This is a genomic window from Streptomyces sp. NPDC006487 (assembly GCF_042870555.1).
Classification (GTDB): Bacteria; Actinomycetota; Actinomycetes; order Streptomycetales; family Streptomycetaceae; genus Streptomyces.
In genome coordinates this window covers 1-26,064 of record NZ_JBIAHN010000016.1, presented here as the reverse complement: position 1 = coordinate 26,064, position 26,064 = coordinate 1, and the positions used below count along the sequence as shown (strand labels likewise).

The 26,064-nt window shown below is 73.0% G+C and carries 8 protein-coding genes; all 8 read left to right on the top strand.

Annotation, left to right across the window (positions count from 1 at the left end):
- Window positions 1-17 precede the first annotated feature (17 nt).
- Complete coding sequence (locus tag ACFYM0_RS27195) at window positions 18-284, top strand: acyl carrier protein (protein WP_388505879.1); 267 nt, start codon at window positions 18-20, stop codon at window positions 282-284.
- Window positions 281-1,648 carry a condensation domain-containing protein gene (locus tag ACFYM0_RS27190; protein ID WP_388505877.1) on the top strand — a complete coding sequence of 456 codons (1,368 nt, stop codon included), beginning with the start codon at window positions 281-283 and terminating at the stop codon, window positions 1,646-1,648. The genes ACFYM0_RS27195 and ACFYM0_RS27190 overlap by 4 nt, the downstream gene beginning before the upstream one ends.
- Before the next feature lie 116 nt (window positions 1,649-1,764).
- Entirely contained in the window at window positions 1,765-4,047 is a 2,283-nt protein-coding gene (locus ACFYM0_RS27185; RefSeq protein WP_388505875.1) for an MMPL family transporter, read from the top strand.
- A gap of 195 nt (window positions 4,048-4,242) precedes the next feature.
- Window positions 4,243-5,226 carry a 2,3-diaminopropionate biosynthesis protein SbnA gene (gene sbnA, locus ACFYM0_RS27180; protein WP_388505873.1) on the top strand — a complete coding sequence of 328 codons (984 nt, stop codon included), beginning with the start codon at window positions 4,243-4,245 and terminating at the stop codon, window positions 5,224-5,226.
- A 6-nt stretch (window positions 5,227-5,232) separates the two neighbouring features.
- Complete coding sequence (gene sbnB, locus ACFYM0_RS27175) at window positions 5,233-6,234, top strand: 2,3-diaminopropionate biosynthesis protein SbnB (protein WP_388505871.1); 1,002 nt, start codon at window positions 5,233-5,235, stop codon at window positions 6,232-6,234.
- Window positions 6,235-6,336: 102 nt separating this feature from the next.
- On the top strand, window positions 6,337-6,552 hold the full coding sequence (locus tag ACFYM0_RS27170; protein WP_388505869.1) for an MbtH family protein: 216 nt from the start codon (window positions 6,337-6,339) through the stop codon (window positions 6,550-6,552).
- A 52-nt stretch (window positions 6,553-6,604) separates the two neighbouring features.
- A complete protein-coding gene (locus tag ACFYM0_RS27165; protein WP_388505868.1) occupies window positions 6,605-11,671 on the top strand; it encodes an amino acid adenylation domain-containing protein in 5,067 nt (1,688 codons plus the stop codon).
- Window positions 11,668-26,064, top strand: a 14,397-nt coding sequence (locus tag ACFYM0_RS27160; protein WP_388505866.1) for an amino acid adenylation domain-containing protein, incomplete at its 3' end; no start/stop codon positions are given. The genes ACFYM0_RS27165 and ACFYM0_RS27160, both read left to right, overlap by 4 nt.

Below are 26,064 nucleotides of genomic sequence, written 5' to 3'. Positions count from 1 at the left end.
ACCACAGGGAGTCCACCATGCCCGCTGCCCGCGAGGCCGCCGACACCACCGAGATACGCGACTGGCTCGTCGAGCGGGTCGCCTTCTACCTGGAGTCCCGTCCGCAGGACGTCGACACCGCCACGGCGCTGATCGAGCTCGGCCTCGACTCGGTCTACGCCCTCACCCTCTGCGGGGACGTCGAGGACCGCTTCGGCCTCGTCGTGGAGCCGACGATGGCCTGGGACCACCCGACCGTCGACGCCCTCACCGCCCACCTGGCCCAGGAGCTGAGCGGGCGGTGACGGGCAGCAGCCTCCCGCTGTCCGCGGGCCAGGAGGCCATGTGGTTCCTCCACCGGCTCGCGCCCGAGAGCGCCGCCTACAACATCGTGCTGGGCGTACGGGTGCACAGCGCGCTCGACGAAGGGGCGCTGCGCCGCGCCACGGCCGAGCTCGCCCGCCGCCACGAACTGCTCCGCTCGCTCTACCAGGAGGAGGACGGCCGCCCGCTGCGCCGTCCCGCCCCCCGCCCGGACACGCCCTTCGAGGTGCACGAGGCAACCGGAGCGAGCGACGCGGAGCTGGCCGACCTGGCCCGCGCGGCGGGCGCCCGCCCCTTCCGGCTGTCGCAAGGCCCGCCGTACCGGGTGGTGCTGCTGCGGCGCGGCCCGGCCGACGCCGCGCTGGTGGTGGCCGCCCACCACATCGCCGGCGACGCCACCAGCCAGTGGCTGATGCTGCGCGACCTGCTGGACGCCTACGCCGGCTTCGCCGCCGGCGGCCCCGGCGGCCTTCCCGCCGCCGAGGTGCCCTACGGCGCGCACGTCGCCGAGGAGCGGCGGCTCGCGGCCACCCCCGCACGGCAGCGCGCCGAGCGGTACTGGGCCGCACTGGGCGAGGGGACCGTCGCCGCGACCCTCCCGGCCGACCGGCCGCGCGGCGCGGCGGCGGCGCTGCGCGGGGCGACCCACGCGCACCGCATCGACCCGGAACTGGCGCAGCGGCTGCCGAAGGCCGCCGCACTGGCCCGGGCGACTCCTTTCGGGATGCTGCTCGGCGCCTTCCAGGCCGCGGTGCACCGGTCCACCGGACTCCACGACTTCGTCATCGGCTGCCCGGCCTCCGTCCGGATGGGCAAGGGCGCCTCCGACATGGTCGGCTACCTCGTCAACTCCCTCGCCCTGCGGGCCCGCTTCACGCCCGACACCACCGTCGGCGAGGCCGTGTCGGCCGCCCACGAGGGACTGCTGCGGGGCCTGAGCCACCTGCGGCACCCCGTACCGGTCCCGCAGTTCGCGATGGCCGTGACCCTGCTGGCCATGGACCGGCTGCCCGTCCCCGGCCTGATCGGGGACGGGAACGGCACGGACGGGAACGGCACCGAGTACGCGGGACTGCGGCTCAGCCTCCTCGACCTCCCCCACATGGAGGGCCAGTTCGACTTCAACGTGGAACTGCGCTTCGGCCGCGCCGGACTCACCGTCGTACTGCGCTACGCCGACGACCTGTTCACCGAGCAGACCGTACGGCGGTTCGCCGAGGTCTTCGAGCGGATGGTCCGGGCCGCGGTGGAGGAGCCGGACACGGCGGTCTCCCGGGTCCCGCTCGTCTCGACCGAGGACCTGGCCGACCTGCTGAGCCTCGGCGCCGCCTCCGACGACTGGTAGCCGCCGCCCCGCGCCCTCCCCCCACCGGGCCGAACCCCCCATGGCGGCCGATATAGGTCGCGTATGAGAGGGGCCTGTCAGCGTGTATCCACCACCCCAACCACGAGGTCGTCATCATGAATCAGGTATCCGGGGCCGGCCGACAGCCGCTGGTCGAACGCATCACACGGTGGAGCGTCCACAACCGGAAACGGGCAGCCTTCGGCTGGCTGGGTCTGGTAGTCCTCATCATCGCGCTGGGCGCGGGCCTCGGCTCCACCAGCCTCGACGAGCACGCCCCGGGGGAGACGGGCCGTGCGCAGAAGATGCTCGACGACGCCATGGTCTTCTCGCCGCCCCAGGAGAACGTGCTCATCGAGGCGAAGGACGGCGCCCCCGGCTTCGCCCAGAACCCCGATCTGCAGGCCGCGGCGAAGGACGTTGCGGAGGCGCTGCGCGGACTCGGCAACGACGAGAGCGGAGCCCCCTGGGTGTCCGACGTCGTCTCTCCGAGCGACAGCGCCGAGGTGGCGCGCAAACTGGTCTCAAAGGACGGGCGTTCGCTGCTCGTCCGCTTCTCCGTGACCGGGTATTCGATGGAGCCCACGGAGAAGGCGATCATCGAGCAGGCGGCCTCCCACCCCGCCGTGTCCATCGCGCAGACCGGCAAGGTCAGCGTGAGCCAGGCCATCGACAAGATCCAGGACGAGGACTTCACGCGCGCCGAGGTCCTGTCGATCCCGCTCACCATCGTCATCCTGGCGGTCGTGTTCGGCTCGCTGATCTCGGCCGGCCTGCCGGTGCTGATCTCGCTGGTGTCGGTCGTCGCCGCGATGGGCTTCCTGACGTTCTTCGGCAAGTGGATCGCGATCGGCGACTCCACCCCCTCGGTGGTGCTGCTGATCGGTATGGCCGTCGGCGTCGACTACTCGCTGTTCTACCTGCGCCGCGCCCGTGAGGAGCGGGCCGCCGGCCGGGACAACGAGACCGCGCTGATCATCGCGGGCCGTACGTCGGGCAAGGCGGTCGTGGTCTCCGGACTCACCGTCATGATCGCCCTGGCGGGCCTGCTGTTCACCGGCATCGAGACGTTCACCGGCATGACGATCGGCACCATCGCCGTCGTCGGCATCGCGATGCTCGGCGCGATCACGGCGCTGCCCGCCGTACTGGCCTGGCTCGGTGAGCGGGTCGACAACTGGAAGGTGCCGTGGCTGGGCGCCCGCCGCACCGAGGTCAAGGACTCCCGGGTCTGGGGCTCCGTGGTGCGCCAGGTGGTCAAGGCCCCGGTTCTGTGGGCCGCGATCGGCGCGGGCGTCCTCGTCCTGCTCGCCGTGCCCGCCCTGGGCATGAAACTGTCCGACCCCGACCTCAAGCACCGGATGCCCACCGACGTTCCGGCCCTCCAGGCCCTGGAGCGGGTCCAGAAGGCGTTTCCGGTCAGCACCCAGCCGGCCGAGGTGGTCGTCCGCGGTTCGAACCTGGACGGCGCCGAGGTCAAGGCCGGCATCGCCGCGCTGAAGGAGCAGGTCGCGGCGAGCGGCGGCAAGCTGAAGGAGCCCGTCGAGTCCAGCCTGATCCCCGGCGGCAAGCTGATGGTCGTCCGCGTCCCGATGGCCGGCGACGGCAAGGACAGCACGTCCGTCGCCGCGCTGAAGGAACTGCGGGACGTGGCCCTGCCCGCCTCGCTCGGCAAGGTCGACGGCCTGGAGTTCGCGGTCGCCGGCGACACCGCCAAGCAGGAGGACTTCAACACGGCCCTGACCGACAGCGCCCCGTGGGTGCTCGGCTTCGTGATGGTCCTGGCCTTCGTCCTGCTGGCGTCGGCGTTCCGCTCGCTGCTCATCCCCATCGTGTCGATCGTCCTCAACCTGCTGTCGATCGGGGCGGCGTACGGGGTGCTGACCCTGGTGTTCCAGGACGGGCACCTCGCCTCCGTCCTCGACTTCCGCTCCTACGGCGCCGTGGTCAGCTGGCTGCCGCTGTTCATGTTCGTCACCCTGTTCGGCCTCAGCATGGACTACCACATCTTCATCCTGAGCCGGGTGCGCGAGTACCGGGGCCGCGGACTGTCCACCAAGCAGTCGGTGGTCGAGGGCATCACCAGGAGCGCCGGCGTCGTCACCAGCGCCGCCGCCGTGATGATCGCCGTGTTCTCGGTCTTCGGCACGATGTCCGCCATCGACTTCAAGATGGTCGGCGTCGGACTGGCCACGGCGGTGCTCATCGACGCCACCATCGTCCGCGGCGTGCTCCTGCCGGCCACGCTGACGATGTTCGGCGACGCCACCTGGAAGATGCCGAGCTGGCTGCGCTGGCTGCCCGGCATCAGCCTGGAGGGCGCCGACGAGGAGCCGGCGGGCCGCGAAGAGCAGGACACGCGGCCGCTGGCCGTCGCGCCGGACACCGTCCGCAGCTGACCTTCCCCGTCCATCCCCCGCAGGGGAAGAGCGAGGGCCGGGGTGCGCCGAATTCGGCGCACCCCGGCCCTTCGTCTTTTCCCGTCGGGAAACGTCCGCAGGTCGGACCGTATAGGCGGTGTATAGCGGGATCTCGGAAGATTTCAGACGTCAGGCCGAATGATTGCCATCGGAGCCTGCCACGAAGGGAAATTCGTGCCCGAGAAACCGTACTCAGGAATTCTGGAGACCATAGGGAACACCCCTCTGGTTCGCCTGGAAAACCTGCTGCCCGGCTTCGGGTCCAAGGTCTTCGCCAAGGTCGAGCGATTCAACCCGGGCGGCAGCATCAAGGACCGGTCGGCGCAACGCATGCTGATCGACGCGGTGCGCTCCGGCGAGTTGAAGCCGGGCAAGTCAGTCGTCATCGAGTCCAGCTCCGGCAACCTCGCCGTCGGACTCGCCCAGATGTGCCGCTACTTCGGACTGCGCTTCGTGTGCGTGGTGGACGGCAAGACCACTGGCCAGAACCTCGCCATCCTGAACGCCTTCGGAGCCGAGGTGGAGGTCGTCACCGAACGGGACGAGGCCACCGGCGAATACCTGCCGGCCCGGCTGCGCCGGGTGCGCGAGCTGGTCGAAACCGTCCCGCACGCCTTCTGGCCCAACCAGTACGCCAACCCGCTCAACCCGCGGGCCCACGAGATCACGATGCGGGAGATCGCCGCGTCGCTGAACGGGACCGTCGACTACCTCTTCGCCTCCGTGAGCACCTTCGGCACCCTGAAGGGCTGCTCCGACCACATCCGCAGCGAAGGCCTGGGCACCACGGTCGTCGCCGTGGACGCCCTGGGCAGCGCCATCTTCGGACACGAGTCCAGCGTGCGGCTGATCCCCGGACACGGCGCCTCCGTCGTGCCGCCGCTGATGGACCCCGACGCCGCCGACGACGTCGTCCACATCTCCGACCTCGAATGCGTCGCGGCCTGCCGCCGGCTCGTGGACCGCGAGGCCATTTTGGCCGGCGGGTCGTCCGGCGCGACCGTCGCCGCCCTCCAGAAATACGCGGAGCGGATTCCCGACGGATCCCATTGCGTCCTGATCTTCCCGGACGGCGGGGACCGCTATCTCGACACGATTTATTCCGACGAGTGGGTCCTCCGTCATTTCGGCGAGGTATCCCACCTCTGGAAGGGCTGAAATCCCATGATCGTCATCCGGCACGCCGACGTCGAGAAACTCCTCGAAGGCCGTGAGACGGAGAACATCCGTACCGTGGCCGAGGCATACCGGCTGCACGCCTCGGGTGAGACCGCCGTCCCGCACTCCGTTTTCCTGCGCTTCCCCGGCCGGGAACGGGACCGCATCATCGGACTGCCGGCCTACCGCGGCGGAGACCGGCCCGTCGCCGGAATGAAGTGGATCTCCTCCTTCCCGGCGAACGTCGACTCCGGCCTGGAGCGCGCCAGCGCCGCGATCCTCCTCAACTCCCTGGCCACCGGCCACCCGGAGGCCCTGGTGGAGGGCTCGGTGATCTCGGCCCGCCGCACGGCGGCCAGTGCCGCGCTCGCCGCCGAGCTGCTGACCCGCGCGGACCGGCCGGAGGGCGTCGCGCTGATCGGCTGCGGCGTCATCAACGCGGCGATCCTGCGCCACCTGGCCGCCGCGCTGCCCTCCCTCACCGCCGTCACCCTCTACGACCACTCTCCGGAGCGCGCGGCCCGGTTCGCGGCCGACGCCGCCGCCTACGCCCCCGGGCTCACGGTCTCCCGGGCCGACAGCCTCGACGAGGCCCTCGGCGCGCACCGGCTGGTCTCCTTCGCCACCACGGCCGGGGTGCCGCACACCGGACTGGACGCCGTGCTGCCCGGCAGCGTGGTCCTGCACGTCTCTCTGCGCGACCTGCGGCCCGAGGCCCTGCTCGACGCGCACAACATCGTCGACGACGCAGACCACGTGTGCCGCGAGCGCACCTCCCTCCACCTGGCCGAGCAGCTCACCGGCGGACGCGCCTTCATCGACGCGTCCATCGGTCAACTGCTCACCGGCGAGGTGGAGTTCACCCGGCAGCCCGGCCGGACGGTGGTCTTCTCGCCGTTCGGGCTCGGCGTGCTGGACCTGGCCCTCGCCGACCACGTGCACGGCGAGGCGGTGCGCCAGGGCCTCGGCGTACCGGTCGACGGCTTCCTGCCGGGACCCGGCGCCTGACACCCGGCGCCCCGGCCCCCCTCCCGCACCCCGCCCCCCCGCACCCCACCCCCCACCCGCCCGTCCGACACCTTTCGTTCCCGCGGAATCCAAGGAGCAGACATGAGCACCGAGCAGACCGACGACCGCACCTACCTCGTCGTCCACAACGACGAGGAGCAGTACTCGATCTGGTGGGCCGACCGCGAGCTGCCCGCCGGCTGGACCGCCGAGGGCACCCAGGGCTCCAAGGACGAGTGCCTGGCCCGGATCACCGAGGTCTGGACGGACATGCGCCCGCGCAGCCTGCGCGAGCGCATGGACTCCGCCGCGGCCTGACCCCACCCGCCCCCGCCCACCCCGCACCCCCAGACCCGGAAAAGGAGATCTCGTGACCGCCGAACACCGGTCGGGTGACGCCCCCGACATCCGTCCCCGGCCGTCGGCGGCCGGAGCCACCGAGCTGCTGCACGAAGCCTTCGCCGCGCAGGCCCTCCGTACCCCGCGGGCCGTCGCCGTCGCCGAGGCCGACGGCGGCCGCACGCTGACGTACGAGGAACTGGACCGGGCGGCCAACCGCACGGCCCACCACCTGCGCGGCCTGGGCGCCGGCCCGGAGTCCGTGGTCGGCGTGGCCCTCGAGCGCGGCACCGACCTGGTCGTGGCCCTGCTCGGGGTGTGGAAGGCCGGAGCGGCGTACCTGCCGCTGGACCCCGGTCAGCCGCCCGCGCGGCTGACCGGCCTGGTCCGCCGGGCGGGCGTCCGGACCGTGTTCGCGGGCCCCGCCCTCGAAGGGGCCGTCCGCGACGCCGGGGCCCGCCGCACCGGCCTCGAGGACGTGTCCGCAGAGCTCCCCGAGACCGCGCCCGAGCCCGGCACAGGACCGGACAACGCGGCCTACACGGTCTTCACCTCCGGCTCCACCGGCACCCCCAAGGCCGTGGTCGTCACCCACGCCGGCATCGCCAACCGCGTGATGTGGACGGTCCGCACGCACCACCTCGGCGCCGCGGACCGCGTCCTGCAGAAGACCTCCATCGGCTTCGACGCCGCGGGCTGGGAGGTCTTCGCGCCCCTCGTCAGCGGCGGCACCGTGGTCCTCGCCCCGAGCGGCGCCGAACGCGACCCGGCCGCGCTGCTGCGCTCCGTGGCCGACAGCCGGGCCACCGTCCTCCAGGTCGTACCGTCCGTACTGCGGGCCCTGGTCGAGGAGAGCGACTGGAGCGGCTGCGAAGCGCTGCGGCTGGTCTTCTCCGCGGGCGAGCCCCTGCACGGCGAGCTCGTGGCCCGACTGCGCGAGCGGGCCGGCTCCGCCGCCCGGGTCTGGAACACCTACGGCCCCACCGAGTGCTCCATCGACATCACCGCCCAGCCGGTGGACCCGGCCACGGCCGGCGGGCCGATCCCCATCGGCCGCCCCCTTCCCCACACGCGGGTCCTGGTCCTCGACCCCAACGGCGACCCCGTCCCGATCGGCACCACCGGCGAGCTCTACGCGGGCGGCATCGGCGTGGCCCGCGGCTACCTCGGCCGCCCCGACCTGACCGCCGAGCGGTTCGTCCCCGACCCCTACGCCGCCGAGCCCGGCTCCCGCCTCTACCGCACCGGCGACCTGGTCCGCTGGCGGGCCGACCGCACCCTCGACTACGTCGGCCGCATCGACCACCAGGTCAAGGTGAACGGCGTACGGATCGAGCCCGCCGAGATCGAGGCCGCCCTCGCCGCCCACCCCCAGGTGACCGGCGCCGTCGTCCTGCCCTACGAGGCCGAGGGCGGCAGCAAGCGGCTCGCCGCCCACCTCGCCACCACCGCCGAACTCACCGCGGACGCCCTGCGCACCTTCCTGCGCGACCGGCTGCCCGACAGCCACGTCCCCTCCTTCTTCCACACCCTCGACGCCTTCCCGCTCACCGCCAACGGCAAGGTCGACCGCGCCCTGCTGCCCACCCCCGGCGAGATCGCCGCGGCCGAACAGCCCGCCTTCACCGCCCCCCGCACCCCGGCGGAACAGCTCGTCGCCGACGCCTGGGCCGGTCTCCTCGGCCTCGACCGGGTCGGCGCCCACGACGACTTCTTCGCCCTCGGCGGCACCTCCCTCCAGCTGACCCGGCTCGCCTCCAGGCTGCGTGCCGCCTCCGGCGAGCACATCTCGCTGCGCGGACTGCTCACCGGTACGACCGTCGAGGCGCAGGCCCGCCTGCTCGGCGGCGCGGCCCCCGCCGACGAGCCGCCGCTGGTGCCCGTGCCCCGCGACGGCGCCCTGCCGCTCTCCTCCGGGCAGAGCCGCCTCTGGTTCCTCGACCGCATGCACCCCGGCAGCCCCGAGTGGGTGGCGCCGCTGTTCCTGCGGCTGCCCACCACCACCGCCACCGACACCGTGCGGCACGCCCTCGACACCCTCGCCGCCCGCCACGAGGCGCTGCGCACCCGCTACCCGGACCGGGGCGGCGAGCCGTACCAGGTCATCGGCGAGCCGGGCGCCGACCGCGTCGAACTGCGCGTCGAGGACATCGCCGACCGCGACCGGGACGGCCTCGGCGCCCTGTTCGGCGAGCAGTTCCGGCGCGGCTTCGACCTGGCGCGCGGCCCGCTGTGGCGGGCCCTGCTCGCCCGGACCCCGGGGGAGGACCACGTCCTCCTGCTGACGCTCCACCACATCACCGTCGACGGCTGGTCCACCGTCATCCTGGAGCGCGAACTGCGCGAGCTGTGCGCGGCCCACGAAGAGGGACGCGCACCCCGCCTCACCGACCCGGCCGTCCAGTACGCCGACTACGGCTCCTGGCAGCAGGCCCGGCACACCGAGGAGTTCATCGCGCGGGAGCTCGACCACTGGCGCGGCGCCCTCGACGGCATCGCCCCCCTCGACCTGCCCACCGACCGGCCGCGCCCGGGCGAACGCGACCCGCGCGGCGCCGTCGTCCCCTTCCAGGTGGCCCCCGAACTGGCCGCCCGCCTCACCGAGCTGGGCCGCGCGCACGGCGCCACACCCTTCATGACCCTGCTCACCGCCTACGCCGCGCTCGTCGCCCGCTACAGCGGCCAGTGGGACGTTCCGGTCGGCACCCCGGTGGCCGGACGCGGCAACCCCGAGACCGAGGGCACCGTCGGCTTCTTCCTGAACTCGCTGGTCGTCCGCTGCCGGCTGGAGCCCGGCCTGAACTTCGCCGAGGCCCTGGACCGGGTCCGGGCGACCGCCCAGTCCGCCTTCGCCCACCAGGAACTCCCCTTCGAGCGGCTCGTCGACGAGCTCCAGCCCGAGCGGGACCTCTCGCGCACGCCCCTCTACCAGGTCGCCTTCGACCTGCACAGCGAGGGCGTCACCAGCGTCGCCACCGAGGACACCGACATGGCGGCCTTCACCGCCGCCTGGCAGGTCGCCAAGACGGACCTGTCGCTGTTCATGCGGCACACCGAGGACGGGGCCCTGGACGGCGTCCTGGAGTACGCCACCTCCCTCTTCGACCACACCACCGCGGAGCGGATGGCCCGGCACTTCGTGGCGCTGCTCCGCGAGGCCGCCGCCCGCCCGGACCTGCCGCTGGCCGCGTTCGAGCTGCTCGACGGCCAGGAGCGGCACCAGCTGCTCGCCGGCTGGAACGACACCGGCATCGCCGCCGAGTCGGAGAGCGTCCTCGGCCTCTTCGAGGCATGGGCCACCGCGGACCCCGACGCCCCCGTCGTCGCCCACGGTTCCGAGACCGTCCGCTACGCCGAACTCGACGCCCGCGCCAACCGGCTCGCCCACGAGCTGCGCTCCCGCGGCGTCCGCACCGAATCCCGGGTCGCCGTGCTCCTCGACCGGAGCCCCGACCTGATCGTCACCCTGCTGGCCGTGTGGAAGGCCGGCGCCGCCTACGTCCCGGTCGACCCCACCTGCCCGCCCGACCGGCTCGCCGCGATCCGGGCGACCGCCGACGCCCGGACCATCGTCACCAGCACCGCCTACGCCGGGCACGCCGGCGACGGAGCGGTCCTGGTCGACACGGACGCGGACGCGGCCGCCATCGCGGCCCGGCCCTCGACCCCGCCCGCCCGGGTCGAGGACCTGGACCGGCTGGCGTACGTCATCTTCACCTCGGGTTCGACGGGTACGCCCAAGGGCGTCGAGGTCACCCACCGCGGTCTGGTCAACCACGTGGCGTGGGCCGCGCGGGAGCTGGCGCCGACCGACAACGGCGGAGCCCCGCTGTTCTCCTCGATCGCCTTCGACCTCGTCGTACCGAACCTGTGGGTGCCGCTCGTCACCGGCCAGCGCCTGTTCCTGCTGCCCCAGGACACGGACCTCGCGGACCTCGGCAAGCACCTCGCGGCGGCCGAGCCCTTCAGCTTCGTCAAACTCACCCCCGGCCATCTGGACGTGTTGTCGTTGCAGTTGGGTGGGGCTGAGGCGGGGGCTTTGGCTCCGGTGCTGGTGGTGGCGGGCGAGCCGTTCTCGCGGGGGACGCTGGAGCGGTGGCGTGCGCTGGCTCCGGGGACGCGTCTGATCAATGAGTACGGGCCGACGGAGGCGTCGGTGGGTACCTCGGTGTTCGAGGTGCCGGAGGATTCGTCGGCGGAGGTCCTGCCGATCGGGCGCCCGCTGCCGAACATGACGATGTACGTACTGGACGGGTGGTTGCAGCCGGTCCCGGTGGGTGTGCCCGGCGAGCTGTACGTGGGCGGCACGGGCGTGGCCCGCGGGTATGCGGGGCGTGCGGACCTGACGGCGGAGCGTTTCCTGCCGGACCCCTTCGCGGGGCGTGCGGGTGCGCGTTTCTACCGGACCGGTGACCTGGTCCGCCGCGGTCCGGGCGGGGACGTGGAGTTCCTGGGCCGGGTCGACGACCAGGTCAAGATCCGCGGCTACCGCGTCGAGCCGGGTGAGATCCAGGCCGTGCTGGCCGAGCACCCCGCCGTTCGCGAGGTGTTCGTCAGCGTCCACGAGCCCGCCGAAGGCGAGAAGCAGCTCGTCGCCCACTACGTGGCGGAGAACAGCGGGGTCGAGGTCACGGACGCCGACCTCGCCCAGCACGCCGCGCTCCGCCTGCCCGACTACATGGTCCCCACCGCCTACGTGGCGCTGGAGGCCATGCCGCTCAACGCCAACGGCAAGGTCGACCGACGCGCCCTCCCCGTCCCCGGAGCCGACGCCGGCCAGGACACCGACCGGCACGTACCGCCGAGCGGACCGGTCGAGGAACGCATCGCCGAGATCTGGACGGATCTGCTGGGCGCCCAGGTCGGCGCGCACGACAACTTCTTCCACATCGGCGGCAACTCGATCCTCGCGATCCGGCTCATCTCCCGCATCCAGGAGGAGTTCGAGATCGACTTCGCGGTGCGGACGGTGTTCGAGGGCCCCACGGTCGCCCGGCTGGCGGCCACCGTCGAGGAGCGCATCAGGGCGGAGATCGCCGCGCTCACCGACTCGGAACTGGTGAATGACGAACTGCTGGTGAAGGAGCTCGAAGCATGACGACGACCGGTGACACAGGCCAGATCGTTCCGGGCGCCGACACCGGCGCCGACAGCGGCGCGGACACCCTGCGCGAGGAGCTGCTGCGCCGCCGCCTCGCCGGCCGCCGCGGCGCCGCCCGCCGGAACTCCATCCCGCGTGCCGACCGCGATTCCGCGCTGCCGCTGTCGTACGGGCAGCAGCAGATGTGGTTCCTGAACCGGCTGGAGCCCGAGGGCATCGAGTACCTCGTACCGCTCGTCCTGCGCCTGCGCGGCCCCCTCGACACCGACGCCCTGGGCCGCGCCTGGCAGGCCCTGCTCGACCGGCACGAGGTCCTGCGCACCCGGTACGCGCTCGTCGGCGACGAGCCGGCCCAGATCATCGACGCCCCCCGCCCCGCACCGCTGACGGTCACCGAGACACCCGACGAGAGCAGCATCCGCGCCGCCGTCGAGCACGACATGTCGCGCCCCTTCGACCTGGCCGCCGAATGGCCCGTACGCGGCCGGCTGCTGCGCCACACCGCCGACGACCACGTCCTCGCCGTCGTCTTCCACCACATTGCCTGCGACGCCTGGTCCACCAGCGTCTTCGGACAGGAACTGTCCGTCCTGTACCGGACGTTCGCCGAAGGCGGCAGCACGCAGCCGCTCGCCCCGCTGCCCGTCCAGTACGCCGACTACGCGGCCTGGCAGCGCGCCGAGCTGAACGGCGGCGCGCTCGGTAACCAGATCGGCCACTGGAAGCAGCAGCTGGCCGGCCTGGAACCCCTCGAACTGCCCACCGACCGGCCGCGCCCCGCCGTGCGCGACGCCTCCGGCGACTCGGTGGCCTTCGCCCTGCCGACGGACCTCGCCACCCGCATCCGGTCGCTCGCCGCACACCACGAGGCCACCCCGTTCATGGTGGTGCTCGCCGCGTTCCAGAGCCTGCTCGCCCGCTACAGCGGCCGTACGGACATCGCGGTCGGCACGATCAGCTCCGGCCGCAGCCACCCCGACCTCCAGGGCCTCATCGGCTACGGCATCAACAGCCTCGTCCTGCGCGGCCGCCTCGACGGCGACCCGGCCTTCGAGGACCTGCTGTCCGCGACCCGCGCCACCGTGCTCGACGCCTTCGACCACCAGGCCGTGCCCTTCGCGCAGCTCGTCGACGAGCTGCAGCCCGAGCGGGACCTGTCGCGCACCCCGCTGTTCCAGGTCGCGTTCACCATGCACGGCGAGCGGACCAGCGCCTTCGAACTGGCCGGAGTGACGGCCGAGCCGTACCACGGCACCAACCGCAGCGCGAAGTTCGACCTCGACCTCCAGCTGCGGGAAGCGCCCGACGGCTCGCTCGGCGGCCATCTGGAATTCGCGACGGCGTTGTTCGACCGCGAGACCGTGGAGCGTATGGCCGGTCACCTGGTCCGGCTGCTGGAGTCGGCGGTGGCGTCTCCGGTGACCCGCGTGTCGGGTCTGGAGATGCTGGGCGCGGACGAGCGGGTGCTGCTCGCGGGTGGTCCCGCAGTGGTGGACCCGGCGGTCCGTCGCGTCCACGAGGTGTTCGAGGAGCAGGTGGCCCGGACCCCCGACGCGGTCGCGGTGTCCTGCGCCGGCACCGATCTGACGTACGCCGAGCTGAACGCGCGGGCGAACCGCGTGTCCCACCTGCTGGTGAGCATGGGCGTGGGTCCGGAGGACCTGGTGGGTCTGTGCCTGGAGCGGGACGGCGAACTGCTGCCGGCGCTGCTGGGCGTGCTGAAGGCCGGAGCGGCCTACCTGCCGCTCGACCCGGCGAATCCGGCGGACCGGCTCGCCTACATCGTGAGCGACGCGAAGGCGAAAGTCGTCCTGACCACCTCCGCGCTGGCCCCGGTTCTGGAAGGCCGCTTCGACGGCGAGCGGGTGCTGCTGGACCGGGCGGGCGAGGTGCTCGCCGCGCAGCCGGACACCGACCCGGACGTCTCGGGCACCCCCGAGAACCTGATCTACACGATCTACACCTCCGGCTCCACGGGCCGCCCCAAGGGCGTCGCGCTCACACACGAGAACGTCGTGCGGCTGATGCGGCGCGGCCGGGAGCACTACGCCTTCGCCGAGACCGACGTCTGGCCGCTGTTCCACTCCTACGCCTTCGACGTCTCCGTGTGGGAGATGTGGGGGGCGCTGCTGCACGGCGGCCGGCTGGTCGTCGTTCCGTACGCGGTCACCCGCTCTCCCGAGGAGTTCCTCGACCTCCTGGTCGAGGAGGGCGTCACCGTCCTGAACCAGACGCCGTCCGCGTTCCGCGCCCTGGTGGGCGCCGCCCGCGACGGCGACCCGCGCGTGGACCGGCTCGCGCTGCGTGCCGTCGTCTTCGCGGGGGAGAAGCTGGAGGTCGCGGAGCTGAAGCCGTGGACCGACCGGATCGGACTGGACCGGGTCGCTCTCGTCAACATGTACGGGATCACCGAGACCACCGTCCACACCACCTACCGCAGGCTCGCCGAGGCCGATCTCGACCCGCAGGCGGGCAACCCCGTCGGCCATCCCCTCGCCGACCTGACGGTGCAGCTGCTCGACGCCCACGGCCGGCTGGTGCCGGTCGGGGTGCCCGGTGAGATCCATGTCGGAGGCCCCGGGGTGGCCCGCGGCTATCTGGGCCGGCCCGAGCTGACGGCCGCCCGCTTCGTCCCCGACCCGTTCGGTCCGGCCGGGGCGCGCCTCTACCGCTCGGGCGACTTGGCCCGCCGTCTGCCCGATGGGCAGCTGGAGTTCCTGGGCCGGATCGACGACCAGGTCAAGATCCGCGGGTTCCGCATCGAACTCGGCGAGATCGAGAACATCCTGGCCGGGCACCCGGCGGTCCGTGACGCCGTCGTCGTGGTCCGCGAGGACGAGCCGGGCGACGCGCGGCTCGTCGCCTACGTGACCTCGGACGCGGAGAGCAGACCGGCTCCCGCCGAACTGCGATCCCTGCTGGCCGCCGCACTCCCCGAATACATGGTCCCGGCCGCCTTCGTCCCGCTCGAGGCCCTGCCGCTGACCACCAACGGCAAGCTCGACAAGCGTGCCCTCCCGGCCCCGGGCGGCGACGCCGTCGGCTCCTCCCGCTACGTTGCCCCCCGCACGGTCGTCGAGGAGCGGATCGCCGCCGTCTGGCAGGACGTCCTGGGCCTGGACCGGGTCAGCGTCGAGGACGGCTTCTTCGACCTCGGCGGCCACTCCATCCGCGCGGTCAACCTCGTCGGACGTCTCCGCGAGGCCGGATACGACGTGGCCGTCCGCGACGTCTTCGAGTACCGGACCGTCGCCCGCCTCGCCGAACTGGCCACCGGGCGCCCGGCGCCGGCCACCGCGCACACGGCCGTGGAGCCGTTCGCGCTGCTCACGGACGAGGACCGCGGCAGGCTGCCGGCCGGGCTCACGGATGCCTACCCGCTGTCCCAGGTCCAGCTCGGCATGGTCGTCGAGATGCTGACCGACGACGGCCGCCACCCGTACCACAACGTCACCTCCTTCCGGATCCGCGACGACCGCCCCTTCGACGAGGAGGCTCTGCGCGCGGCAGCGGACCTGGTCACCGCCCGCCACGACGTGCTGCGGACATCCGTGGACCTCTCCGGCTACTCCGTGCCGATGCAGCTCGTACACGAGACGGCCGACCTCCCGGTCGCCGTCCGCGACCTGCGCCACCTGGCGGAGGAGGAGCTCCTCGCCTCGCTGCGGGAGTTCACGGTCGCCGAGCGGGCCGAACCCCTCGACCTGTCGAAGGCTCCGCTGCTGCGGCTGCACGCCCACACCGCGGCCGACGGCAGCTGGTGGCTCACCAACACCGAATGCCACGCCATCCTCGACGGCTGGAGCCACCACTCCTTCCTGATGGAGGTGCTGGGCGAGTACCGGCGCATCCGCGAGGGCGAGCCGGCCGCGGAGACCGCGGAGCCGACCACCGTGCGCTTCGCGGACTTCGTCGCCGCCGAGCTCGACACCCTCGCCTCCGAGGAGTCCCGCGGCTACTGGCAGGGCATCGTCGAGAACCACGCCCGCCTCGCGGTCCCCGCCGCCTGGGCCGGCGACCCCGCGGACGACGGCCGGCCGTACCGCGTCCCCGTGCCCTTCCACGACCTGGAGGACCGGCTGCGCGCACTCGCAGCCAAGGCCGGCGCGTCGCTCAAGAGCGTGCTGCACGCCGCGCACCTCAAGACACTCAGCCTGATCACCGAGGAGGAACGCTTCTTCTCGGGGCTCGTCTGCAACGCCCGCCCCGAGGTGCTGGGCGCTGACCGGGTCTACGGCATGCACCTCAACACCCTCCCCTTCGCCTTCGACCGCACGGCCCGCACCTGGCGGGAGCTCGTCGAGCAGGTCTACGCCCGCGAGATCGAGCTCTGGCCCCACCGCGGCTACCCCATGCCCGTCATCCAGCGCGAGCTGAGCGACGGCGAGCGGCTGATCGACATGCGGTTCAGCTACCACGACTTCGACCAGGTCGACCGGGACCGTGTCGACTACCTCGCCAGCATCGACGACAGCCCCACCGAGTTCCCGCTCGGCGTGTCGGCCCGTATCGGCCACCTCGTGCTGACCGCGAGCCCGCGCGCCCTGAGCACGACCGCCACCGACCGGCTGGCGGCGCTGCTGCGCTCTGTACTGGAGGCGATGGCGGGGGACCCGGAGGGGTCGGCCCTGGAAGCGCATTTGTCGGTGGAGGAGCTGGCTCGCGAGCTGGTGGAGTGGAACGACTCGGCGGTCGAGGCGGAGTCGGCTTCGGTGCTGGAGCTGTTCGAGGCCCGCGTCGTGGAATCCCCGGATGCGGTCGCCGTCCGTGGTGGGTGGGGGAGTGTCTCCTACGCGGAGCTCGATGCCCGCGCGAACCGTGTGGGGCACTACTTGCGTGCCGAGGGTGTGGGGGCCGAGTCCAGGGTGGCGGTGGTTCTGGACCGTGGTCCGGATCTGGTCGCGGCCCTGCTGGGTGTGTGGAAGGCGGGTGGCACGTATGTGCCGGTGGACCCGTCGTATCCGGCTGAGCGTCTTGCCGCGATCGTGGAGACCTCGGGTGCCCGTGTGGTGCTGGAGGGTGAGCTCCCGGATCTGGAGGGCCATCCGGACACGGCGCCCGCCCGGGTCGAGGACCTGGACCGGCTGGCGTACGTGATCTTCACTTCGGGTTCGACGGGTACGCCGAAGGGCGTGGAGGTCACTCATCGCGGTCTGGTCAACCATGTGGGTTGGGCGGCGCGTGAGTTGGTTTCGCGGGGTTCGGGTGGTGCGCCGCTGTTCTCCTCGGTGGCTTTCGACCTGGTCGTGCCGAATCTGTGGGCTCCGCTGGTGGCGGGGCAGTCGGTGCACACCGTTTCGGCGGAGGTGGACCTGGCCGACCTGGGCCGGCACCTCGCGGCCGAAGCTCCGTACAGCTTCATCAAGCTCACCCCCGGCCACCTGGAAATGCTGGGGCACCAGCTCGACGACGAGACCGCGGCCGCACTGGCCGGAGTCATCGTGGTCGCCGGCGAGGCGCTGCCCGGCCGGCTGGCGAACCGGTGGCTGGAGCTGCTGGGCCCGGGCGGGCTGATCAACGAGTACGGTCCGACCGAGGCCTCAGTGGGCTCCTGCGTCTTCCCCGTCGAGGGCGAGCAGCCCTCCGAGGTCGTCCCGATCGGCCTTCCCCTCCCGAACATGACGATGTACGTACTGGACGCCCGGCTCCAGCCGGTCCCGGTGGGTGTCCCCGGCGAGCTGTACGTGGGCGGCACCGGTGTGGCCCGCGGCTACGCCGGCCGGGCCGACCTGACCGCGGAGCGTTTCCTCCCGGATCCCCTCGCGGGGCGTGCGGGTGCGCGCTTCTACCGGACCGGTGACCTGGTCCGCCGCGGCCCGGGCGGGGACGTGGAGTTCCTGGGCCGGATCGACGACCAGGTCAAGATCCGCGGCTACCGCGTCGAACTCGGCGAGGTCCAGGCCGTGCTGGCCGAGCACCCGGCGGTCCGGGAGGTGTTCGTCAGCGTCCACGAGCCCGCCGAAGGCGAGAAGCAGCTCCTCGCCCACTACGTCCCCCAGGACACGGGCATCACCGACGCCGACCTGGCGAAGTTCGCAGCGCTCCGCCTGCCCGACTACATGGTCCCCACCGCCTACGTGGCCCTGGAAGCCATGCCCCTCAACGCCAACGGCAAGGTCGACCGACGCGCCCTCCCCGCCCCCGGAGACGACGCCGGCCAGGACACCCACACCGCGCCCCGCACCGACACCGAGGAGCGGATCGTCTCGGTCTGGCGCACCGTCCTGCAACGCGAACGCGTCTCCGTGCACGACGACTTCTTCGACATCGGCGGGCACTCCATCCGCGCCGTCGCCCTCGTCGGCGCCCTGCGCGCCGCCGGCTTCGACATCGGCGTCCGGGACGTCTTCGAGTACCGCACCGCGGCACGCCTCGCCGAGCTGCTGACCGGCCGTCCCGCCCCCGACAGCACGGCCTTCACCGGTGTGGAGCCCTTCGCGCTCATCACCGCCTCCGACCGGGCCGCGCTGCCCGCCGGGGTCCAGGACGCCTATCCGCTGTCCCTCGTCCAGACCGGCATGGTCGTCGAGATGCTCGCCGAGGACGGCGCCAACCGCTACCACAACGTCAGCCTCTTCCGGATCCAGGACCCCGACGGCACCGCCTTCGACGAGCCGGCGCTCCGCGCCGCCGCCCGCACCGTGACCGCCCGCCACGACATCCTGCGCACCTCCGTGGAGCTGGCCGCGTACGCGGTGCCCATGCAGCTCGTGCACACCACCGCCGAAGTCCCCGTCACCGTCCACGACCTGCGCCTCCTGGGCGAGGACGAGCGGTCCTGCGCCCTGGGCACCTTCCGCGCGGAGGAGGGCGCACGGCTCTTCGACCTGAACCGGGCCCCGCTGCTGCGCGTCGCCGCCCTCATCGACGGCGACGACTCCTGGTACCTCGGCCTCACCCAGCCGCACGTCGTCACCGAAGGCTGGAGCCACCACTCCCTCCTCATGGAGATCCTCGACTGCTACCGGCAGCTCCGGGACACCGGTACGGCCTCCGAGCCCGAGCCGGTCCCCGTCCGGTACGCCGACTTCATCGCCGGCGAGCTGGAATCCCTCGACTCCGCCGAGGACCGCGCCCACTGGCAGCGGACCCTGGACACCCATGTCCCCTTCACCCTGCCCGCCGGCTGGGCCGACGACCCGGCGACCCCCCGCCGCGCCTCCCGCGCCCGGGTGGACCTGGCCCCGCTGGAGCGCGGACTGCGCGCCTTCGCGGCCGCCGCCCGCGTCTCGTACAAGAGCGTCCTGCATGCCGCGCACCTGAAGGTGATGAGCATGCTGACCGACGAGCCGGCGTTCCACACCGGCGTCGTCTCGCACGGCCGCCCCGAAGCCCTCGGCGCCGACCGCGTGTACGGCATGCACCTCAACACCCTGCCCCACCCGCACGACAGCCGCTCCGCCCGCACCTGGCGCGAACTGGCCCAGCAGGTCTTCGCCCGCGAGGCCGCGACCTGGCCGCACCGCCGCTACCCGCTGCCCGCGATCCAGCGCCTCGCGGACGGCCACCGCCTCATCGACGTGGTCTTCAACTACCTCGACTTCCACCAGGTCGACACCGACCGTGTGGACATGGCGGGCGCCGTCCACGACGCGGCCACCGAGTTCGCCCTGCACGTCTCCGTGCTCGGCGGCCGGCTCGGCCTCAGCAGCCACACGCACGCCCTGAGCCAGACCAACGCCGAACGCCTCGCCGGCCTCTACCGGGCCGTCCTCGAAGCGATGGCCGCCGGCGTCGACGGCGACGCCCGGGCCCTCACCCTCCCCGCCGAAGAGCTGGCCCTGCTGGCACCACTGACCGGCAGCGCCCCGGCCGGCACCCCGCGCACCGTGCCCGAGCAGTTCGCCGCGCACGTCGCCCGCACCCCGGACGCGCCCGCCGTCGCCCACGAGGACACCGTCCTCAGCTACGCCGAACTCGACGCGCGGGCCAACCGGCTGGCGCACCGCCTCATCGGACTCGGGGTCGGCCCGGAGACCCTCGTCGCCATCAGCGCCGAACGCGGCCCCGACCTGATCGTCGGCCTGCTCGGCATCATGAAGGCCGGAGGCGCCTACGTCCCCCTCGACCCCGCCTACCCCGCCGACCGGCTCGCGTACATGCTCGCCGACTCCGGCGCACCCGTCCTCGTCACCCAGGAGCACCTGCTGGAGCGGCTGCCGGAGCACGGAGCCGCCACCGTCTGCCTGGACCGGGACGCGGCCGCCCTGGCCGCCCTGCCCGCCACCACCCCTACGACCGGGCTCACCCCCGACCACGCCGCCTACGTCATCTACACCTCGGGATCGACGGGCCGCCCCAAGGGAGTCGTCGTCACCCACCGCGGCACCGCCAACCTCGCGGCCGCGCAGGCCGAGGCGTTCGGCATCGGCGCCGGAGACCGGGTCCTGCAGTTCGCGTCGGCCAGCTTCGACGCGGCCTTCGCCGACCTCGCCCAGTCCGTCCTCTCCGGAGCGACGCTCGTCCTCGCCCCCGCCGACCGGCTCCGGCCGGGCCCAGAACTCACCCGGCTCGCCTTCGAGCAGGACATCACCCACCTCACGCTGGTCCCCTCCGTACTGAGCGTGCTGCCGGCGGACGGCGGACTGCCCGCCACCGCCACCCTGGTGGTCGCCGGTGAGGCCTGCACCCCGGACCTGGTCGCCGCCTGGTCCCCCGGCCGCAGGATGGTCAACGCCTACGGGCCGACCGAGACCACCGTGTGCGCCTCGATGAGCGACCCGCTGGCCGGCGCCGTCCGTCCGCCCATCGGCAGGCCCGTGCAGGGCTCCGCCCTGCGCATTCTCGACGCCGCCCTGCAACCCGTCCCGGCCGGCGTACCTGGCGAGCTGTACATCGCCGGCATAGGCCTCGCCCGCGGCTACCTGGGCCGCCCCGACCTGACCGCCGACCGCTTCCTGCCCGACCCCCACGCCGCCGAACCCGGCGCCCGGCTCTACCGCACCGGCGACTCGGTGCGCCTCCTGCCCGACGGACAGCTCGACTTCCTGGGCCGCGTCGACCACCAGGTCAAACTGCGCGGATTCCGGATCGAGCTCGGCGAGATCGAGGACGCCCTCGCCCGGCTCCCCGAGGTCGGCGACGCCGTCGCCGTCGTACGCGAGGACAACCCCGGCGACCGGCAGCTCGTCGCGTACGTCCGCGCCGCCGACGGCCACGAACCGTCCCCGGCCGACCTGCGCACCGCCCTCGCCACCGCCCTGCCCCCGCACATGGTCCCGGCCGCCTTCGTCGTCCTGGACGCCATCCCGCTCACCGCCAACGGGAAGGCCGACCGGCGGGCCCTGCCCGCCCCCGACCGCTCCGCGCTCGCCGCCACCGCCTCCTACACCGCCCCGCGCACCACCGCCGAGCAGCGCATCGCCGAGGTGTGGCAGCGGGTCCTCGGAGTCGAACGGGTCGGCGTGCACGACGGCTTCTTCGACCTGGGCGGCGACTCGATCCGGGTCGTGTCCCTGATCGGCGCCCTGCGCGAAGCCGGATTCGACATAGGCGTCCGCGAGATATTCGAGGGCCGCACCGTCGCGGCCGTCGCCGAGATCGCCACGGGCCGCCCCGCCCCCGCCGAACCGAAGCCCGGCATCGCCCCCTTCGCCCTCCTCACCGAAGCGGACCGGGAGCTGCTGCCCGCCGGCCTCGACGACGGCTACCCCCTCTCCCAGGTACAGATCGGCATGGCCGTCGAGATGCTCGCCGACCACGCCGGAGCCAAGTACCACAACGTCAGCGTCAACCGGATCCGCGACGGAGTCCCCTTCGACGCCGAGGCACTGCGCACCGCGACCCGCCTCGTCACCGCCCGGCACGACGTGCTGCGCACCTCCTTCCGGCTCACCGGGTTCTCCACACCCCTGCAGCTCGTCCACACCGAGGCCCGGACCCCGTTCGCCGTGCACGACCTGCGCGGCCTGGACGCCCCGGCGCAGAACGAGGCCGTACGCCGCTTCGTCGATGCCGAGAAGGCCGACCTCTTCGACCTGTCCACGGCCCCGCTGCTGCGGGTCGCGGCCCTCGTCGAGAGCGACCGGGCCTGGCACCTCGCGCTCACCGAGTCCCACGCCATCACCGAGGGCTGGAGCTACCACGCGCTCATGATGGAACTGCTCCGCACCTACGAGCAGATCAGGGACGGCCGGCCGGACACCGACGAGCAGCCCGCCCCGTCCGTCCGCTTCGCCGACTTCATCGCCGCCGAGCTGGCCTCCCTGGACTCGGCGGAGGACCGCGACCACTGGCAGCGGCTCACCTCGGACCACGAGAAGTTCGAACTCCCCGCGGGCTGGGGCGAGACCGACGCCACCGGCGAGGGCCCCGCCCGGGCCGAGGCCTACCGGATCCGGGTGCCCCTGCTCGACCTGGAACCGCGGCTGCGGGACCTGGCCGCCACCGCGCAGGCCTCCCTCAAGGCGGTGCTGCACGCCGCCCACCTGAAGGTGATGAGCCAGCTCACCGTCGAGGAGTCCTTCTTCACCGGCCTGGTCTGCGACACCCGCCCCGAGGCGGCGGGCGCCGACCGCGTCTACGGCATGTACGTCAACACCGTGCCGTTCGCCGTCGACCGTACGGCCCGCACCTGGCGGGAACTGGTCCGGCAGGTCTTCGCCCAGGAAGTCGCGCTCTGGCCGCACCGCCAGTTCCCGCTGCCCGCCATGCAGCGGCAGTCCGGCGGCCGGCGCCTCGTCGACGTCGTCTTCAACTACCAGGACTTCCGGATGGTCGACACCGACCTGGTGGACGTCGAGTCCGGCGTCGGCTCCGGCGGCATCGAGTTCGCCCTGGCGGTCACCACCCTCGCCGGACACCTCAACCTGAAGACGAACACCGCCGTCTTGTCCCGGCCCCACGCCGAACGGCTCGCCGCCATGTACCGGGCCGTCCTCGAGGCGATGGCCGCCGACGCCGAAGGCGACGCCCGGGCCGCGTACCTCCCGGCCGGCGAGCGGGAGCTGCTGCTCGCCGACTGGACCGGCGCCCGCCCGGCCACCGCGGCCGCCCCCGCCCGCACCGTCCACGGCGCCTTCGAGGAGCAGGCCCGCCGCACCCCCGCGGCGACGGCCGTCACCTACGAAGGCACCCGCCTCACCTACGCGGAGCTCAACGCCCGCGCCAACCGGGTGGCCCACCTGCTGCGCGCCCGGGGCGTCCGCCCCGGCACCCTCGTCGGCGTCTGCCTGGAACGCGGCACGGAACTCGTGCCCGCGCTCCTCGGCGTCCTCAAGGCCGGCGGCGCCTACGTCCCCCTCGACCCGTCCTACCCGGCGGACCGGCTCGCCTACATCGCCGAGGACGCCGCCGCCCCCGTCGTCCTCACCGAACGCGCGGCGGCCGGCGCACTCGAAGGGCGCTACGAGGGCGAACTGCTCGTCCTCGACGCGCCCGCGCTCGCCGCGGAACTGGCGGCGCAGCCGGACTCCGACCCGCGGTCGGCCGCGGGCCCGCAGGACCTGATCTACGTCATCTACACCTCCGGATCCACCGGAAAGCCCAAGGGCGTCTGCCTGACCCACGCCAACGTGCTGCGCCTGTTCACCGTCACCGAGGACGCCTTCCACTTCGGCCCCGGCGACGTGTGGACGCTCTTCCACTCCTACGCCTTCGACTTCTCCGTCTGGGAGCTGTGGGGAGCCCTGCTGTACGGCGGCCGGCTGGTCGTCGTCCCGCAGTCCGTCACCCGTTCCCCCGACGAGTTCCTCGGCCTCCTCGCCGAGGAGCAGGTCACCGTCCTCAACCAGACCCCGTCCGCGTTCCGCTCGCTCGTCGGCGCCGCCCGCGACGGCGACCCGCGCACCGACCGGCTCGCCCTGCGCACCGTCGTCTTCGGCGGCGAGAAGCTGGAGGTCGGCGAACTCGCGCCGTGGACGGACCGGCTGGGGCTCGACGGCCCCGAGCTGGTCAACATGTACGGGATCACCGAGACCACCGTCCACGTCACCCACCACCGCCTGACGGCCGAGGACCTGGCCCGCCCGCTGAGCAGCCCGGTCGGCGGCCCCCTCGCCGACCTGCGGACCGTCCTGCTGGACCGCGACGGCCACCTGGTGCCGCTCGGCGTGCCGGGCGAGATCCACGTCGGCGGCCCGGGCGTGGCCCGCGGCTATCTGGGGCGCCCCGCACTGACCGCGGAGCGGTTCGTCCCCGACCCCTACGGCGAAGAGCCGGGAGCCCGCCTCTACCGGGCCGGCGACCTGGCCCGCAGGCTCCCCGACGGCAGCCTCGACTTCCTCGGCCGGATCGACGACCAGGTCAAGATCCGCGGCTTCCGCATCGAACTCGGCGAGATCTCCGCCGCACTCGGAACCCACCCCGGCGTACGCGACGCGGTGGTCCTGGTCCGCGAGGACACCCCGGGGGAGAAGCGGCTGGTCGGCTACTTCGTGCCCGCCGACGGAGCCGCCCCGGGCCTGAGCGACCTGCGCGACCACCTGGCCGCCGCACTGCCCGACTACATGGTCCCCGCCGCCTTCGTGCCCGTGGACCGCATCCCGCTCAACGCCAACGGCAAGACCGACCGGCGGGCCCTGCCCGCCCCCGGTGACGCCGCGCTGGCCTCCGACACCGCCTACGTCGCCCCGCGCGACGAGACCGAGCGGCGGATCGCCGAGATCTGGCAGACGGTCCTCGGCGTCGAACGGATCGGCGTCCACGACAGCTTCTTCGACCTCGGAGGCGACTCGATCCGAGCCGTCCCGCTGGTCGGCGCGCTGCGGGCGGCCGGATTCGCCATCGGCGTCCGCGAGGTCTTCGAGTACCGGACCGTCGCGCGGACGGCGGAGCACGCCACCGCGCAGGACACCACCCAGGAGGAGGCGGCGGTGCTGCCGTTCGCGCTGATCACGGAGGAGGACCGGGCGAAGGTGCCGCCGGGCGCCGACGACGCCTACCCGCTCTCCCAGATCCAGGCCGGCATGGTCGTCGAGCTCCTCGACGACGGCGGCCGCAGCAACTACCACAACGTCACCTCGTTCCGGATCAAGGACGAAACCCCGTTCGACGGCTTGGCGCTCGCCGCGGCGGTCCGGCACGTGGTCGCCCGGCACGACGTCCTGCGCACCTCCGTGCACGCCGTCGGCTACGGCGTCCCGATGCAGGTCGTTCACGGCGAGGTCGACGTCCCCGTCCCCGTACACGACCTGACCGGCCTCGACCGGTCCGGCCTGGAGCAGGCGCTGCGCGGCTACGTCTCCGCACAGCGCGAGGACCTCTTCGACCTGGACCGGGCACCACTGCTGCGGGTGGCCGCCCACGTCGAGGGATCCGGCGCCTGGTGGCTGAGCCTCACCGAATCCCACGTCATCCTGGAGGGCTGGAGCCACGCCTCGCTGGTGATGGAGCTGCTGGCGACCTACCGGACCATCCGCGACGGCGGCCGGCCCGACGACGACCGGCTCCCGGTGCGCTACGCCGACTTCATCGCGGGCGAGCTGGAATCCCTCGCGTCCGAGGAGGACCGCGCCTACTGGTCCGGCATCGTCGCCGAGCACGCCAAGTTCGAGCTGCCGGCCGGCTGGGCCGAGGCCGGGGACGCACCGGCCGGCTCGCACCGGGCCCGGATCGAGTTCGCCGACCTGGCGGACGGGCTGGGCGCGCTCGCCGCGGCGAAGGGAGTCTCCCTCAAGAGCGTCCTGCACGCCGCGCACCTGAAGGTGATGAGCCAGCTCACCGGCGAAGCGGCCTTCTTCACCGGTCTGGTGTGCCACGCCCGCCCCGAGACGGCGGGCGCCGAGCAGGTCTACGGCATGCACCTGAACTCGCTGCCGTTCGCCCACGACCGGCGCTCCCGCACCTGGGGAGAGCTCGTACGCCAGGTCTTCGAGCGGGAGCTGGAGGTCTGGGACCACCGGCGCTACCCGATGCCCGCCATCCAGCGCACGGCGCGCGCCGGCCGGCTCATCGACGTCCTGTTCAACTTCGTCGACTTCCACCAGATCGACGGCGAGCAGGTCGACTCGGACGTCCGCATCAGCGAGACCCCCACCGAATTCGGCCTCTCGGTCCACGCCACCACCCGGGACATCGTGCTCTCCACCACCACCCGGGTGCTCGGCAAGGCCCACGCCCAACGCCTCGCGGGCATGTACCGGGCGGTCCTGGAGGCGATGGCCGCCGACCCGGAGGGCGACGCCCGCGCGGCGTACCTGCCCGCCGGGGAGCGCGAACGCCTCCTCGGCGAGCGGACCACCGACACCGCCGAACCGGTGGTGCGCCGCGTCCACGAGGTGTTCGAGGAGCAGGTGGCCCGGACGCCCGACGGGCCCGCGGTGTCGTTCGGGGGTTCGAGCCTTTCGTACGCCGAGCTGAACGCGCGGGCGAACCGGGTGGCGCACCTCCTGCGCGGCATGGGGGTGGGTCCGGAGGATCTGGTGGGTCTGTGCCTGGAGCGGGACGGCGAG

Excerpts from the sequence above, each read along its gene's own strand:
- ACFYM0_RS27195 (WP_388505879.1), top strand. The coding sequence starts at position 18 with ATGCCCGCTGCCCGCGAGGCCGCCGACACCACCGAGATACGCGACTGG.
- ACFYM0_RS27185 (WP_388505875.1), top strand. The coding sequence starts at position 1,765 with ATGAATCAGGTATCCGGGGCCGGCCGACAGCCGCTGGTCGAACGCATC.
- sbnB (WP_388505871.1), top strand. The coding sequence starts at position 5,233 with ATGATCGTCATCCGGCACGCCGACGTCGAGAAACTCCTCGAAGGCCGT.
- ACFYM0_RS27170 (WP_388505869.1), top strand. The coding sequence starts at position 6,337 with ATGAGCACCGAGCAGACCGACGACCGCACCTACCTCGTCGTCCACAAC.